13 protein-coding genes are annotated in these 12,771 nt (G+C 62.7%); 8 read left to right on the top strand and 5 right to left on the bottom strand.

The features are described 5' to 3' along the window. Positions 1-88: 88 nt before the first annotated feature. Entirely contained in the window at positions 89-928 is an 840-nt protein-coding gene (locus NKH70_RS01105; RefSeq protein ID WP_292655870.1) for an LOG family protein, read from the top strand. Positions 929-962: 34 nt separating this feature from the next. On the opposite strand, the gene NKH70_RS01100 is transcribed toward NKH70_RS01105, so the two are convergent. Then, a complete protein-coding gene (locus NKH70_RS01100; protein WP_352911794.1) occupies positions 963-1,670 on the bottom strand; it encodes a pyrimidine 5'-nucleotidase in 708 nt (235 codons plus the stop codon). A 161-nt stretch (positions 1,671-1,831) separates the two neighbouring features. Here NKH70_RS01100 and NKH70_RS01095 point away from each other — a divergent pair, with 161 nt between their 5' ends. Then, positions 1,832-2,593, top strand: coding sequence for a GGDEF domain-containing protein (locus NKH70_RS01095; RefSeq protein ID WP_352911792.1), 762 nt, complete (start codon positions 1,832-1,834; stop codon positions 2,591-2,593). Positions 2,594-2,616: 23 nt separating this feature from the next. Here the strand turns inward: NKH70_RS01095 and phhA are convergent, their stop codons facing one another. Then, a complete protein-coding gene (phhA, locus tag NKH70_RS01090; protein WP_353024772.1) occupies positions 2,617-3,459 on the bottom strand; it encodes a phenylalanine 4-monooxygenase in 843 nt (280 codons plus the stop codon). A 139-nt stretch (positions 3,460-3,598) separates the two neighbouring features. Here phhA and NKH70_RS01085 point away from each other — a divergent pair, with 139 nt between their 5' ends. Further along, positions 3,599-4,075: an Lrp/AsnC family transcriptional regulator gene (locus NKH70_RS01085; protein WP_352911785.1), complete on the top strand. Its 477-nt coding sequence runs from the start codon at positions 3,599-3,601 to the stop codon at positions 4,073-4,075. Between the two features lie 99 nt (positions 4,076-4,174). Then, positions 4,175-5,713, top strand: a complete 1,539-nt coding sequence (gene bchE, locus NKH70_RS01080; RefSeq protein ID WP_353024771.1) for a magnesium-protoporphyrin IX monomethyl ester anaerobic oxidative cyclase — start codon at positions 4,175-4,177, stop codon at positions 5,711-5,713. 21 nt (positions 5,714-5,734) lie between these two features. On the opposite strand, the gene argB is transcribed toward bchE, so the two are convergent. Both argB and NKH70_RS01070 read right to left on the bottom strand, forming a co-directional pair. Further along, positions 5,735-6,628: an acetylglutamate kinase gene (gene argB, locus NKH70_RS01075; protein WP_023677482.1), complete on the bottom strand. Its 894-nt coding sequence runs from the start codon at positions 6,626-6,628 to the stop codon at positions 5,735-5,737. 96 nt (positions 6,629-6,724) lie between these two features. Further along, positions 6,725-8,221 (bottom strand): amidase, encoded by a 1,497-nt coding sequence (locus tag NKH70_RS01070; RefSeq protein ID WP_352911779.1) that lies wholly within the window; start codon positions 8,219-8,221, stop codon positions 6,725-6,727. A gap of 126 nt (positions 8,222-8,347) precedes the next feature. Here NKH70_RS01070 and NKH70_RS01065 point away from each other — a divergent pair, with 126 nt between their 5' ends. The 4 genes from NKH70_RS01065 (at position 8,348) to msrB (ending at position 11,025) form a co-directional block, all read left to right on the top strand. After that, positions 8,348-8,887 carry a sigma-70 family RNA polymerase sigma factor gene (locus NKH70_RS01065; RefSeq protein ID WP_352911776.1) on the top strand — a complete coding sequence of 180 codons (540 nt, stop codon included), beginning with the start codon at positions 8,348-8,350 and terminating at the stop codon, positions 8,885-8,887. Next, entirely contained in the window at positions 8,884-9,588 is a 705-nt protein-coding gene (locus NKH70_RS01060; protein WP_352912209.1) for an anti-sigma factor, read from the top strand. The genes NKH70_RS01065 and NKH70_RS01060 overlap by 4 nt, the downstream gene beginning before the upstream one ends. Before the next feature lie 204 nt (positions 9,589-9,792). Beyond that, positions 9,793-10,350 carry a fasciclin domain-containing protein gene (locus NKH70_RS01055; RefSeq protein WP_352717137.1) on the top strand — a complete coding sequence of 186 codons (558 nt, stop codon included), beginning with the start codon at positions 9,793-9,795 and terminating at the stop codon, positions 10,348-10,350. Between the two features lie 174 nt (positions 10,351-10,524). Next, positions 10,525-11,025: a peptide-methionine (R)-S-oxide reductase MsrB gene (gene msrB, locus NKH70_RS01050; protein ID WP_353024770.1), complete on the top strand. Its 501-nt coding sequence runs from the start codon at positions 10,525-10,527 to the stop codon at positions 11,023-11,025. Between the two features lie 125 nt (positions 11,026-11,150). On the opposite strand, the gene NKH70_RS01045 is transcribed toward msrB, so the two are convergent. Next, positions 11,151-12,704 carry a DHA2 family efflux MFS transporter permease subunit gene (locus NKH70_RS01045; protein ID WP_352912208.1) on the bottom strand — a complete coding sequence of 518 codons (1,554 nt, stop codon included), beginning with the start codon at positions 12,702-12,704 and terminating at the stop codon, positions 11,151-11,153. Positions 12,705-12,771: the final 67 nt, after the last annotated feature.

Genomic DNA, 12,771 nt, shown 5'->3' with positions numbered 1-12,771 from the left:
CGCGGACCCTATGTGAAGGCTTGGGGAGGGTCAATCGCGGCAGCGTCACGGGACGGCGCAAGTGAATGATTGGACGGGTAAAGCAAATATGACTCCCATGGAAAAGGCGGGATGGACGCCGCTGCCGCATTCGGACGAGGATCTGGAGCGGTCGAGAAGCGTGCCGGACACGCCGCAAACGCGCGCGGAGACATATCGGCTGGCCTGGAACGATCCCGATTTCATGACGCGGCGCGAGTTGCGCGCGGTCAGGCTGCAGCTCGAACTGCTGAAACCGGAGATGATCCTGGCCGAGCGCGGCATCCAATCGACCGTCATCCTGTTCGGCGGCGCCCGCATTCCCGAGCCCGGCGGCGAAGCCTGGGCGGCCAAGAACGAGACGCAGAAGAAGAACCTCGAGCAAAACAGCAAATATTACGAGGAGGCGCGCAAATTCGCCCGCCTCTGCTCACAGCAGTCGGCCACCTCGTACTATCGCGAATTCGTCGTGGTGACCGGCGGCGGGCCGGGTGTCATGGAGGCCGGCAATCGCGGCGCCGACGATGTTGGCGCGCCGTCGATCGGTCTCAACATCGTGCTGCCCCACGAGCAGGCGCCAAACGCCTACGTGACGCCGGAACTCTGCTTCAACTTCCACTATTTCGCGGTCCGCAAGATGCATTTCGTTATGCGGGCCAAGGCCGTTGCGGTATTTCCAGGCGGCTTCGGCACGATGGACGAGTTCTTCGAAACGCTGACCCTGATCCAGACCGGCCGCATGGAACGCGTGCCGGTCATTCTGTTCGGCAAGGCTTTCTGGGCAAGGGCAATCGACCTCGATTTCCTCGCCGAGCAAGGCACGATCACGCCCGGCGACCAGGATATCATCGATTTCGTCGACACCGCCGACGAGGCCTGGGGGATCATTAGCCGCTTCTATAAACTTTGACATGCAAGCAAGGACTTGAAGCGCGCCGGCTGCCTCAAGCAGTGACTTCGACGATCGCCGTGAGAAAGCCGGCGAGATCGTCGGTGACGAAGTCCACATCGTCCTCGTTGGCCGGGTCGCGTTCCCAGATTTCCGAGAAGGTCGGCTCGAAATTGCGCGGCACCACCAGCACCGTGGTCATGCCCAGCGATTTCGGCACCGACAGGTTGCGGGCGAGGTCTTCGAACATCACCGCATTTTGCCCGGTAACGGCGTGGAGTTCGGCAAATTTCTCATAAGATTGCCGCGCCGGCTTGGGGTTCAGTCCGGCAGCGACGATATCGAAAATATCGTCGAAATGCTCAAGAATGCCCAACTGCCGCGCGGTGCGTTCGGCATGCCGGCGATCCCCGTTGGTGAAGATGAATTTACGGCCGGGAAGCTGGCGTATGGCGGTGCCGAGGACGGGATCTGGAACCAGCCAGGAATAATCGATGTCGTGGACCTTCTCGAGAAAATCATCGGGGTCGATGCCATGGCGCGTCATCAATCCGTTCAGTGTCGTGCCGTATTCGCGGTAGAGCTCCTTTTGCAGCTTGCGTGCTTCCTCGCGCGGCAGCGTCAGCAATTCTCCGACATAGGCGGTCATCTTCACATCGATCTGCGAGAACAGATTCGAATGATGCGGATAAAGGGTGTTGTCGAGATCGAACACCCAGTCGGTGACATGGGCAAAGCGGGCGGGGTCGGGAAGTGTGGTCATACCGTCCTTATGGCACGAAACGATCTTTCTAACAGGAGGTTTATCCACAACCTATGCGCGCCCTGGGTGGTGAAAATGGCGCCATAATTAAAATCTTAAGCATCGCCGAAAGGTGACATTCAGCGCTTGCTGTGACCAAGACGGATCAGTGGGAGCAAGCGATGAATCGCATATTTCTAAAGTCTGCCGCCATCGCTTTCGCCTCTGTCGCGGTCTCGCTTTTGCTGACGCTGATCGTCGTGCCAGCAATGGGTTTTCCGATCAATCGCACCATCTGGCTGACATCCACCGTCTGCCCGCTGGCCCTTGCCTGGGGCGTCGGCGCCTATACGTTCTGGCAGGGCGAAAGGTTGCAGACCGCCCATCGCGAGCTTTCCCGCGCCCATGCCCAACTAGCCGCCGCGCACAGGCGCTTGGCGGAAAAGGCGAGCCGCGACGACATGACCGGCATGCTCAACCGCGAAAGCTTCTTTGCCGCGCTCGACGGCTCCCGGCGTAAATTCGATCGCGGAGCATTGCTGATCATCGATGCCGATCATTTCAAGACCATCAACGACAGCTACGGCCATCTGATCGGCGACGATGCGCTGCTCCTGATCGCAAACGCGATAGAGCGTGGCGTGCGCAGCGGCGACGTGCTTGGCCGCATCGGCGGCGAGGAATTCTGCGCCCTTCTGATCGGCGCTACCGAACACGAGGCCAGGCGCGTCGCCGAGCGCATCCGCCGTGAAGTCGAGCGTATCCGTTTCCGGCCCGTCGACGAACGAACGGTTCCGCTGACGGTCAGTATTGGCGGCATCACCTGCGGCAAGGACGCCGCAGTGTCGGAGCTGATGCGCGCCGCCGACCAGCGGCTTTACGAGGCCAAGCATCGCGGCCGCAATCTGTCGATCATCGACCGCGATATTTCCGAAGCCGCCTGAGCCTTGGCGGTCGCTAACAAGAACTAACCTTTCAGACCTTTTGCCGGATCGAGCGCCGGCTCGCCTTTGCGGCGCGCCACGATCGCCGCAAGATCGGCGGTCTCGAAAGCATCACGCAGGGCGTCGAACGACGGCAGCACGAAATAAGCACGCTGAAACTTGTCGATCTCGTAGCCGGTGCGCATTACGGTTTCCAGGTCGAAGGCGACATGGTGCGCCTCGCCGCCTTCGACCGCGAACTGAAGCTCCGTGAAGGATGACATCAGCCCGGCGCCGAACGCCTTCAGCGGCTGGCCGGGTTCGCGCATCAGCCCGTATTCGACGGTGTACCAGTAAAGCCTGGTGATCATCTCGTCGCCGCCGAGCGCAATCACGCTGTCGGCCTCCTTGCCATACATCTGCATGAAGTCGGCAAAGACCGGCTGCGTCAGGATCGGCACGTGACCGAAGAAATCGTGGAACATGTCGGGCTCGACAATGTAGTCGAGCTCCTTTTGGGTTCGCAGCCAGTTGGTGACCGGGAAGCGGCGGTTGGCGAGGTGGTCGAAGAACGGCTGGGCGGGAATGAGCCCCGGCACGGCGACGATCTCCCAGCCGGCGAGCTTGCGCAGCTTCTCGCTGACCTCACCGAAATCCGGGATCTTGTCGAGAAGGCCAAGCGCCGCAACGCCATCGAGATAGGAATGATGGGCGAGCTTCCTGGTCAGCTTCGTCTGGCGGTCGCACAGCGTGCGCCACACCGCCTGTTCTTCGTCGCTATAATTGTAGCCCTGCGCCACGGTGAAATCGGCACGGCAGACCGAATAGTCGCCGCGAAGGCCTCGCGCGGCGCATTCGCGGGCATAGTCGGCAACGTTCATGGTCATGGCTGCTCTCCCTGGAAATCATGATCAGCGGATTGTCGGCAATTCTAGCGGAATGGCGGGAGGCAAATCAGCTTTGATGGTGGCTCAAATGCGGGGTTGGAGGTAAAAGACTCCACGATCGAGCTTTGGGAGAGTGAAAATGCCTCAGTTTGACGAATTCGAGATCAAGATGCTCGACATCCTGCAGCGCGACGGGCGCAAGCCGGTATCCGAACTGGCGCAGCAGATCGGCCTGTCGACGACACCTTGCGCGCGGCGCTTTGAGGTTCTTCAGCAGGCGGGCATCATCAAGCGCTTCGCCGCGGTGCTCAGCCGTCGCGCCGTCGGGCTGATGGTCGAGGTGTTCATCCAGGTGCGCCTGACCAGCCACAGCGACGGCTCGCCCGAAAGCTTCATCGCCGCCGTCCAGCGCATGGACGAGGTGTCCTCATGCTGGACCATGACCGGCGACCATGATTTCTTGCTGCACGTGATGGTGCCGTCGGTCGACGAGCTCAATGCTTTCGTCATGCACCGTCTGATGCGGCTCGAAGGCGTGCGCGACGTCCACACCCAGCTTGTGCTGCAGAACATCAAGGGGCCCGGCCATGTCCCGCTTGCACATCTCAGACGATAGGCATTTCTGCGGAAAGGCTGCACACAAACTGCTGAAGCTGGCCAATCTCCAGAGCTAGATCGCCGACTACGACATGCGGACCGCCATTGAAGGTCCGCCATGAAAATCGTCCTGATCAACCCGCCACATACAGTCATCGGCAGCCGTGTGCCGGACGACCATCTGCCGCCGCTCGGTTTGCTGGCACTGGGCGGTCCGCTGATCGACGCGGGACATCAAGTGCGGCTTGTGGACGCCGAATTCGGGCCGATGGCGCTTGCCACGCTGGTCCGGGACGCCTTGAGCGACCATCCCGACTGCATTCTGATCGGCCATTCCGGCTCGACCTCTGCACATCCGACAGCCCTGCTGATCGCCGGCATGGTCAAGGACATCGAGCCGGCGACAATCCTGATTTATGGCGGCGTGTTTCCGACCTATCATTGGCGCGACATACTGAACGAAACAGATGTCTTCGACTTCATCGTGCGTGGCGAGGGCGAGGCGACAATCGTCGCGCTGGTCGAAGCGCTGGAAAAACGCAAGCCGCTGTCGGATGTGACGGGCATCGCCTTTCCTGATGATTTGCGCCGGCCCTTTGCCACCCGGCCGACAAGGACGATCGCCAATTTCGACGATTACCGCATCGGCTGGGAACTGATCGACTTCAGTCGCTACAGCTATTGGGGAGGCAAGCGCGCGGTGGTCATGCAGTTCTCGCGAGGCTGTCCGCATCTGTGCAACTATTGCGGCCAGCGCGGCTTCTGGACGCGCTGGCGGCACCGCGACCCCGTGAAGTTCGCGCGGGAGATTGCCTGGCTATACCGCGAGCATGGCGTCGAGCTGATCAACCTTGCCGACGAGAACCCGACGTCGTCCAAAAAAGCCTGGCGCGCCTTTCTCGATGCGATGATCGCCGAGAACGTGCCGGTGCTGATCGTCGGCTCCACCCGCGCCGACGACATCGTCCGTGACGCCGACAGCCTGCATCTCTATCGCCAGGCCGGCGTCATCCGCTGGCTGCTTGGCATGGAAAACACCGACGAGCAGACGCTCCAGTTGATCCGCAAGGGCGGCAGCACCTCGTCCGACCGCGAGGCGATACGGCTGTTGCGCCTCAACGGCATCTTGTCGATGGCGACCTGGGTGGCCGGTTTCGAGGACGAAGGCTTTCGCGACCTCTGGCGCGGCTTCCGCCAGCTGATCGCTTATGACCCCGACCAGATCCAGGCGCTCTATGTGACGCCGCATCGCTGGACGCCGTTCTTCAGGATTGCCAGGGACCGCAAGGTGATCCAGCTGGACGCCCGCCTGTGGGACTACAAGCACCAGGTGCTGCGGATGACCCGCCTCAAACCGTGGATGCTGTTCTTCGCCGTCAAGCTGATCGAACTGGCCGTGCAGTTGCGGCCCAAGGCGCTGGTGCGTATCCTGTTCCACAAGGATCCGGAGCAACGGCATTCGATGCGCTGGTACACCAAAATGGGCCGCCGCGTCTGGTTCCGCGAGGTCTGGGGCTTTCTGGTCCGCGACCGCCGCCCCAAAAATGGCCCGACGCTTGCCGAATTCTGGGGCGCGCCGCAAGACGAGGAAGAGGAATCGATGGTTGTCGAACGCCTGTCGCGTAAGTCCGTGACCGCTATTTCGCCAAACGCTTGAGCCCCTCAGGCACCCGGCCAGTCACGGCACGATCAGCGTGCCGGCGCCGTGTTCGGTGAACAGCTCGAGCAGCACCGCATGCGGCGTCTTGCCGTTGAGGATGACGACGCCGGCGACGCCGCGCTCGATTGCCTCGATGCAGGTCTCGACTTTGGGGATCATGCCGCCCGAGACAGTTCCGTCCTTGATCAGGGCCTTGGCCTCGGCCACGGTCAACTCGTCGATCAGCTTCTTGTCCTTGTCGAGCACGCCGGGCACGTCGGTGAGGAACAGCAGGCGCGTCGCCTGGCAGGCCCCGGCGATGGCGCCGGCAAAAGTGTCGGCGTTGATGTTGTAGGTATGGCCGTCGCGGCCGGGCGCCACCGGCGCCAGCACCGGGATCATTTCGGACCGCGCCAGGAGGTCGAGCAATGTGCGGTCGACCTCGACAGGCTCACCAACGAAGCCTAGGTCGAGCACCCGCTCGATGTTGGAATCCGGATCGATCATGGTCTTGCGCGCCTTTTCGGCAAACACCATGTTGCCGTCCTTGCCGCACAGGCCGATCGCCCACTCGCCCTCGGCGTTGATCAGCGCGACGATTTCCTTGTTGATCGACCCGGCCAGCACCATCTCGACAATCTCGACGGTCTTCTGGTCGGTGACGCGCAAGCCGCCCTCGAATTTGGATTCGATGCCCATCTTGCTGAGCATGGCGCCGATCTGCGGCCCACCGCCATGCACGACGATCGGGTTGACGCCGGATTGCTTGAGCAGTGCGATGTCGCGGGCGAAAGCCTTGCCGAGCGCGATGTCGCCCATCGCGTGGCCGCCATATTTCACCACGACCGTCTTGTTCTCGTAGCGCTGCATATAGGGCAGCGCCCTTGAAAGCAGCGCGGCCTGCATTTCGGCGGTGGCGGCGACATCCGTCATCGGCGTGGTTCCCAGCTTGGAATGAACGGCGGCGTCTTAGCGGGAATTGGACGAGGGGGCAAACGGCTTTGCTGTCACGATCGATCAAATCACCGCCTATGCCGGCACCTGCAGCGGCGCCCGCCGGCCCAGCCATCCCGAGATTTTTTCCATCTGCGCGGCGAACGACAAAAGCGTCTCCTCGTCGCCGGGGCGGCCGGCGGCCTGGACGCCGAGCGGCAGGCCGGCATCGGTCACGTAAACCGGAAGCGTGATCGACGGTTGCCCGCTGACGTTCTGGATCGCCGGCCAGTGGGTGAACCACAGGCTCTTGTCCATCAGCTGGCCGAATAGCGGCTTGAACTTCAGCAGGCCGGCGAGGCGCAGTCTGTCCAGGACATTCTCGATGAATTCGTCGGCGCCTTTCGGGTCCATGGTGCCGCAGGCGAGCGGCGGATGCGCGATGACAGGCATCAGCACTGCATCGTAATGCGCGGTTTCGGTGATAAGCCGGCGCGAGGTTGCGTGCAGCCGCTGCAGGCCGGCATAGATTTCGCCGGCCGAGAGGATTTCACCGAACCGGCTCATCACGCGCGTTGCGCGTTCGATGTCGCCTGAGATGGAGCGGCCGACGCGCAGGGCCTCGCCACGCATCGTGCCGGCCACCGCCGCGGCGACGGTTCTGGCGAAATCGGCGATGAAATCGCGATCGATATAGGGCAGGTCGATCTCCTCGACGCTGTGCCCGCCTTCGCGCGCCAACGCAATTGCCGCATCCAGAGCTTTCAAGGTTTCTTCCGAAATCGGCAGGCCGAGCGGCGATTTTCGGTAGAAGGCGAGCTTGAGCTTGCCCGGATCGCGCCCGGCGGCCGCAGTGAAACTGCCGTTCGGCGAGGGTGCCGCGTAGGGCGACAGCGGGTCGGGCCCGTGGGTCAGGTCGAGCAGCAGGGCCGTATCGCGCACCGAGCGGGCCAACGCATGGTCGACGACGAAGCCGTACCAGCTTTCGGTGACGAGCGGCGTCAAGGGCACGCGGCCGCGCGAGGTTTTCAGCCCGACCAGCCCGGTACAAACGGCAGGCACCCTGATCGAGCCGCCGCCATCCGAGGCGTGCGCCACCGGCACGACGCCGGCCGCGACCAGCGCAGCCGCGCCGCCCGAGGAACCGCCGGTCGTGTGGGCGGTGTCCCATGGATTGCGGGTGACGCCGTAAGCCACGGACTCGGTCACCAGCCTCAGCCCGTGTTCGGGTGCGGTGCTGGTGGCGATCGGGACCAGGCCAGCAGCCAGATAGCGTTCCGTCATGACCGAGTTGAAATCGGGGGTGTAGGCTGGGATGCGGCTGCCGCCATGCGTCGGCACGCCCTTCATGGCAATGCCGAGGTCCTTCAGCGCAAAGGGCACTCCGGCAAGCGGCAGCTTGTGGTCGACGGTTTTCGCTCGCGCCCGCGCCGCCTCAAAAAGCGGTTCGGCGATGGCGTTGATCTCCGGCTGGGTGGCCTCGGCCCGGGCGATCGCCGCATCGACGAGATCTTGCGGTGTGATCTCTCCCTTGTGCACGAGTGCGGCCTGGCCGGTTGCGTCATGCTCCCACAGAACCCGCTCGATCGACATGGTCGCCCTCCCGCTCATGGCAAGCTAGCGGGCGGCGATTTCCTTGGCAATCGACGCTGGCGCTGCCAGTGCGCAAGACCATTTCAGTCGTTGCAAATACATTGCAATCGCCTAATTTGGCGGCCGATGACGCCGCAGGACATCAGCAACCTGATTGTCCGGACTTCCATGAAGGACCGGGCTGCGTTCGATCTGCTGTACCGGCAGACCAGCGCGAAACTTTTCGGCGTCTGCCTTCGTGTATTGAAGGATCGGGGAGATGCAGAAGAGGCGCTTCAAGAGGTCTTCGTCAAGATATGGACGAAGTCGGACCGTTTCGCCGTTTCGGATCTGAGCCCGATCTCCTGGCTGGTGGCCATTGCGCGCAATCATGCGATCGATCGGATCAGGGCGCGGCGAGAGCCTGCCGCCTATATCGATGCCGCGCTCGACGTGGCCGATCCGGCGCCGGGGCCGGAGGCCATGGCCGTGGCGGGCGGTGAGTCCGAACGCATCTACCATTGTCTCGAGGAATTGGACAAGGACCGGGCGGCGGCCGTCCGGAGCGCCTATCTGGATGGCAAAAGCTATGCCGAGCTGGCGGAGCGCTATCGCGTGCCGCTGAACACAATGCGGACCTGGCTGCGGCGCAGCCTGTTGAAACTGAGAGAATGCCTGGAAAGATGACGCTGGCTGACGACAACGGACCGGAACGTGGGGGCGACGACCTGTTCGCCGCCGAATACGTTCTTGGCGTGCTGGCCGCCGACGAACGCGAGATCGCGTCGCGCCGCATCGATGCGGACGCCGCCTTCGCGCGCCTTGTCGATAGCTGGGAGGCGCATCTTTCGCCGATGGCCGCCGCCTATCCGGAGACAGAGCCTCCGATCAGGGTCAAGGAAGCATTGGACCGCCGGCTGTTCGCTGCAGAGCCGCGCGCCGGCCTGTGGTCGAGCCTTGGCTTCTGGCGCGGCCTTGCCGCCGCCGCCATTGCGGCGCTGGCGATCTACATCGCCGTGCCTTACTTCCGCCCGCCCACCGAACCGCCGCAGACGCGGCTTGTCGCCTCGCTGGCGGCCGAAGGCAGCGACGTCAAATATCTCGTCGTCTACGATGCCGCCCGTCACGAGATCGGTCTTTCCCACGTTTCCGGCGAGCGGGCCGCCGGCAAGGACTTCGAACTGTGGATGATCGAAGGCAAGAATGCGCCGGTGTCGATGGGTGTCATCCCGGCCGGTGCGAGCGTGCATCTGGCCATCCCGCTCGCCGTCCAGGAAAAGTTGGCGCAAGGCGCCGTGCTTGCGGTCAGCGTCGAGCCTGCCGGCGGTTCACCGACCGGCCAGCCGACTGGACCGGTGGTCGCAGCGGGCGATCTGAAGAGCGTCTGACCGCTTCTTGCCTCTAGAAGCAGACCTGAAATCTATCTCCCGCGATTTAAACGCCTGCAAAGTTTGTTGGCGGCTGCCGATCCGCACTGGGCAAATTGCAGCGACACAATATTTTTTGCGGAGAGGGCGAAACTCCCACATTTCTGTCGCGTATCTCCTTGCGTTCCCGAATGAGGCGAACGATAACCCGAGGAGATTGAAATCATGCGTAAATTCGCCACCCTTTTGCTTGCCGGAACGGTCGCCATTTCTGCGCTCGCCACCATTGCCTATGCCCAAAATCCGATGGTCGGCGGCGCCGCCATGTATGCCCAGAAAAACATCGTCGAAAATGCTGTCAACTCGAAGGACCACACGACGCTGGTCGCTGCCGTCAAGGCAGGCGGCCTGGTCGATACGCTGCAAAGCGCTGGCCCCTTCACCGTGTTCGCGCCGACCAACGAGGCCTTTGCGGCACTTCCAGCCGGCACGATGGGGACGCTGCTCAAGCCTGAAAACAAGGACAAGCTGGTCAAGATCCTGACTTGCCATGTCATCGGCGCCAAGGCGATGGCCGCCGACGTCGCCAAGATGGTCAAGGATGACGGCGGCACCCACAAGGTCAAGACGGTCGGTGGTTGCGAACTGTCGCTCAAGACCGACGGCGGCAAGGTCACCGTGACCGACGAGAACGGCAATGTCGCCAATGTGACGATCGCCGATGTCGAGCAGTCCAACGGCGTCATCCACGTCGTCGACAAGGTTCTCCTGCCGAAGATGTAACAAACGCACGCTGCCGGCGAAGATATCGCTAAGGGCCTCCCTGCGCACACTCCGCGCCGTTCACGCAAGATGTGGATAGGCGCGGAGTCCCGCTTTGAGGACAGCGATCGTCACCGGCTTTTGATTTCCGTGTGGCGGTCGAATTTGGCACAAGCAATGACAGGAGGAATGGCCATGAACCGTCGCGAGCTTCTTTTGAGTGGTGCGGCAGCCCTTGGCGTTGTCGCAGGCGCCACCGCGCTGCGCATGGGCGGAGCCCAGGATGCACGCGCGGCCGAGACTTTCGAGGTCACCAAGACCGAAGCCGAGTGGCGCGCCATCCTGCCCGACGCGGCCTTCAATGTGCTGCGCAAGGAGGGCACGGAATACCCGGGAACCAGTCCGCTGCTCAACGAGCACCGCAAAGGCATCTTCGCTTGCGCCGGCTGCGACCTGCCGGTCTATTCGTCAGAGACCAAGTTCGATTCCGGCACAGGCTGGCCGAGCTTCTGGCAGGAAATCCCGAATTCCGTCGGCAAGACCGTGGACAGGTCGTTGGGCATGACCCGCACCGAGGTCCACTGTCGCCGCTGCGGTGGCCATCTCGGCCACGTCTTCGACGACGGTCCGCCGCCGACCGGGTTGCGGCATTGCATCAACGGCGTCGCCTTGACCTTCAAGCCGGCGACGGCGTGAGGACGGCTGCGCCCTGGCTTTGTCGGAGCGCGCGAGGACTTCGTAATGGTTGATTTTGCGCATGACCCGGAAAATCGCTTTTCGGGGTCATGCGCGAGGGCGCCAGGCGGGGGATCCAGCGCGCCTCAATGGCCTCCGCCACTGCCGCCCTGAGCGGCTGGCTTGCGGATCACCAGGGTGAAGAGCCCAAGCGTCGCGAACAAAACCGTCAGCATGAAGAATACGTCCATGAACGACAGCAGCGATGCCTGCTGCTGGACCATGCCTGACAGTTTGGAGATGGCCGCCTTGGAGGCGTCGAGCCCGGCGGTCTGCTCGAAGTTGAGCGTCATGTTCTGCAGCTTCTGCTGCGCAGCGGCACTTCCCCATTGCACGTGCTCGGAGAGCCTGGCGTAGTGGAAGGCATTGCGGTCGATCAGCACGGTGTTGATGACGGCCAGTCCGACGGCGCCGCCGAGATTGCGGGTCAGGTTGAACAAGCCAGACGCATTCTTCAGCCGCTCCGGCGGCAGGGTTCCGAGCGCAATGTTGTTGATCGGCACCATGCAGAGCATCATCGAGCAACCGCGCAGGATCTGCGGGATCAGCAGTTCATAGAAATCCCAGTCGGCGGTGAGATGCGTCATCCACCAGGTCCCCGTGGCGAAGCCGAAGAAGCCGATCATCATCATGATGCGCGGGTCCATCTTGTTCGACAGGATGCCGGAGATCGGCGCGGTGAAGAACATGGCCAGGCCGCTGACGAACAGCGCCTCGCCGATCATCATCGAATCGTAGCCGCGGATGCGCCCCAGGAACACCGGATAAAGATAGGTCAGACCGTAGAGGCCGATGCCGACGACGAAGGAGAACAGCGAGCCGAAGGCAAAATTGATATTGCTGAAGGCCCTCAGATCGACAATCGGCTCCTCGGCGGTGAACACGCGCCAGAAGAACAGCACCGCGCCGAAGGTCATGATGACGGCGCAGATGAACACCGCCTGATCCTGCAGCCAGTCGTTGTTGGGACCTTCCTCCAGCACATATTCCATGCAGCCCAGGAAGGCGGCCATGCCGGCAAGCCCCCACCAGTCGAACTTGCTGAACAGCTTGAGATTGGGTTTGTCGAAGTCGATCAGCGACCAGGCGGCCGTCGTCACCAGAATGCCGGGCACGACGTTGACCAGGAACAGCCAGTGCCAGGACATGGCATGGCTGATATAGCCGCCGACTGTCGGGCCGATGGTCGGCGCCAGCGTCGCCACCAGGCCGATCATCGGCGAGACGATGGCGCGACGCGACGGTGGGAAGATGGTGAAGGCGGCTGCAAAGACGCTCGGGATCATGCCGCCGCCGATGAAGCCCTGCACGGCGCGGTAGACGATCATCTGGTCGATATTGGTTGCGGTCGCCGCCAGCGCGCTGGCCGCGGTAAAGCCTGCTGCCGAGATCGTGAACAGCACCCGCGTCGACAGCATCCGGCTGAGGAAGCCCGACAGCGGGATCATCACCACCTCGGCAATCAGATAGGCCGTCTGCACCCACGGAATCTCATCCGAACTGGCGCTCAGCCCCGCCTGGATCTCGGCCAGCGAGGCCGAGACGATCTGGATGTCCAGGATGGCCATGAACATGCCGAACACCATCGCCAGGAAGGCGATGACGCGGCGTGTCGAGATGTGGTCGGCCGGCACCGGCATGGCTGGCGCCGGCGCCGATCCTGCAGTTAGGGTTGCGGTCGCCATGACCTTTGCTCCCGGTTCCGCT

Origin of the sequence: Mesorhizobium sp. M0991 (assembly GCF_040318915.1) — a bacterium.
GTDB lineage: Bacteria > Pseudomonadota > Alphaproteobacteria > Rhizobiales > Rhizobiaceae > Mesorhizobium.
Note: the sequence above shows the minus strand (reverse complement) of the source record. Positions and strands in the feature narration are given on the sequence as shown.

Bases quoted from the DNA above. Each gene is read 5' to 3' on its own strand.
- NKH70_RS01085 (WP_352911785.1), top strand. From the start codon at position 3,599: ATGCCTCAGTTTGACGAATTCGAGATCAAGATGCTCGACATCCTGCAG.
- bchE (WP_353024771.1), top strand. From the start codon at position 4,175: ATGAAAATCGTCCTGATCAACCCGCCACATACAGTCATCGGCAGCCGT.
- NKH70_RS01095 (WP_352911792.1), top strand. From the start codon at position 1,832: ATGAATCGCATATTTCTAAAGTCTGCCGCCATCGCTTTCGCCTCTGTC.
- NKH70_RS01100 (WP_352911794.1), bottom strand. From the start codon at position 1,670: ATGACCACACTTCCCGACCCCGCCCGCTTTGCCCATGTCACCGACTGG.
- msrB (WP_353024770.1), top strand. From the start codon at position 10,525: ATGAACCGTCGCGAGCTTCTTTTGAGTGGTGCGGCAGCCCTTGGCGTT.
- argB (WP_023677482.1), bottom strand. From the start codon at position 6,628: ATGACGGATGTCGCCGCCACCGCCGAAATGCAGGCCGCGCTGCTTTCA.
- phhA (WP_353024772.1), bottom strand. From the start codon at position 3,459: ATGACCATGAACGTTGCCGACTATGCCCGCGAATGCGCCGCGCGAGGC.
- NKH70_RS01045 (WP_352912208.1), bottom strand. From the start codon at position 12,704: ATGCCGGTGCCGGCCGACCACATCTCGACACGCCGCGTCATCGCCTTC.
- NKH70_RS01060 (WP_352912209.1), top strand. From the start codon at position 8,884: ATGACGCTGGCTGACGACAACGGACCGGAACGTGGGGGCGACGACCTG.
- NKH70_RS01105 (WP_292655870.1), top strand. From the start codon at position 89: ATGACTCCCATGGAAAAGGCGGGATGGACGCCGCTGCCGCATTCGGAC.
- NKH70_RS01070 (WP_352911779.1), bottom strand. From the start codon at position 8,221: ATGTCGATCGAGCGGGTTCTGTGGGAGCATGACGCAACCGGCCAGGCC.
- NKH70_RS01055 (WP_352717137.1), top strand. From the start codon at position 9,793: ATGCGTAAATTCGCCACCCTTTTGCTTGCCGGAACGGTCGCCATTTCT.
- NKH70_RS01065 (WP_352911776.1), top strand. From the start codon at position 8,348: ATGACGCCGCAGGACATCAGCAACCTGATTGTCCGGACTTCCATGAAG.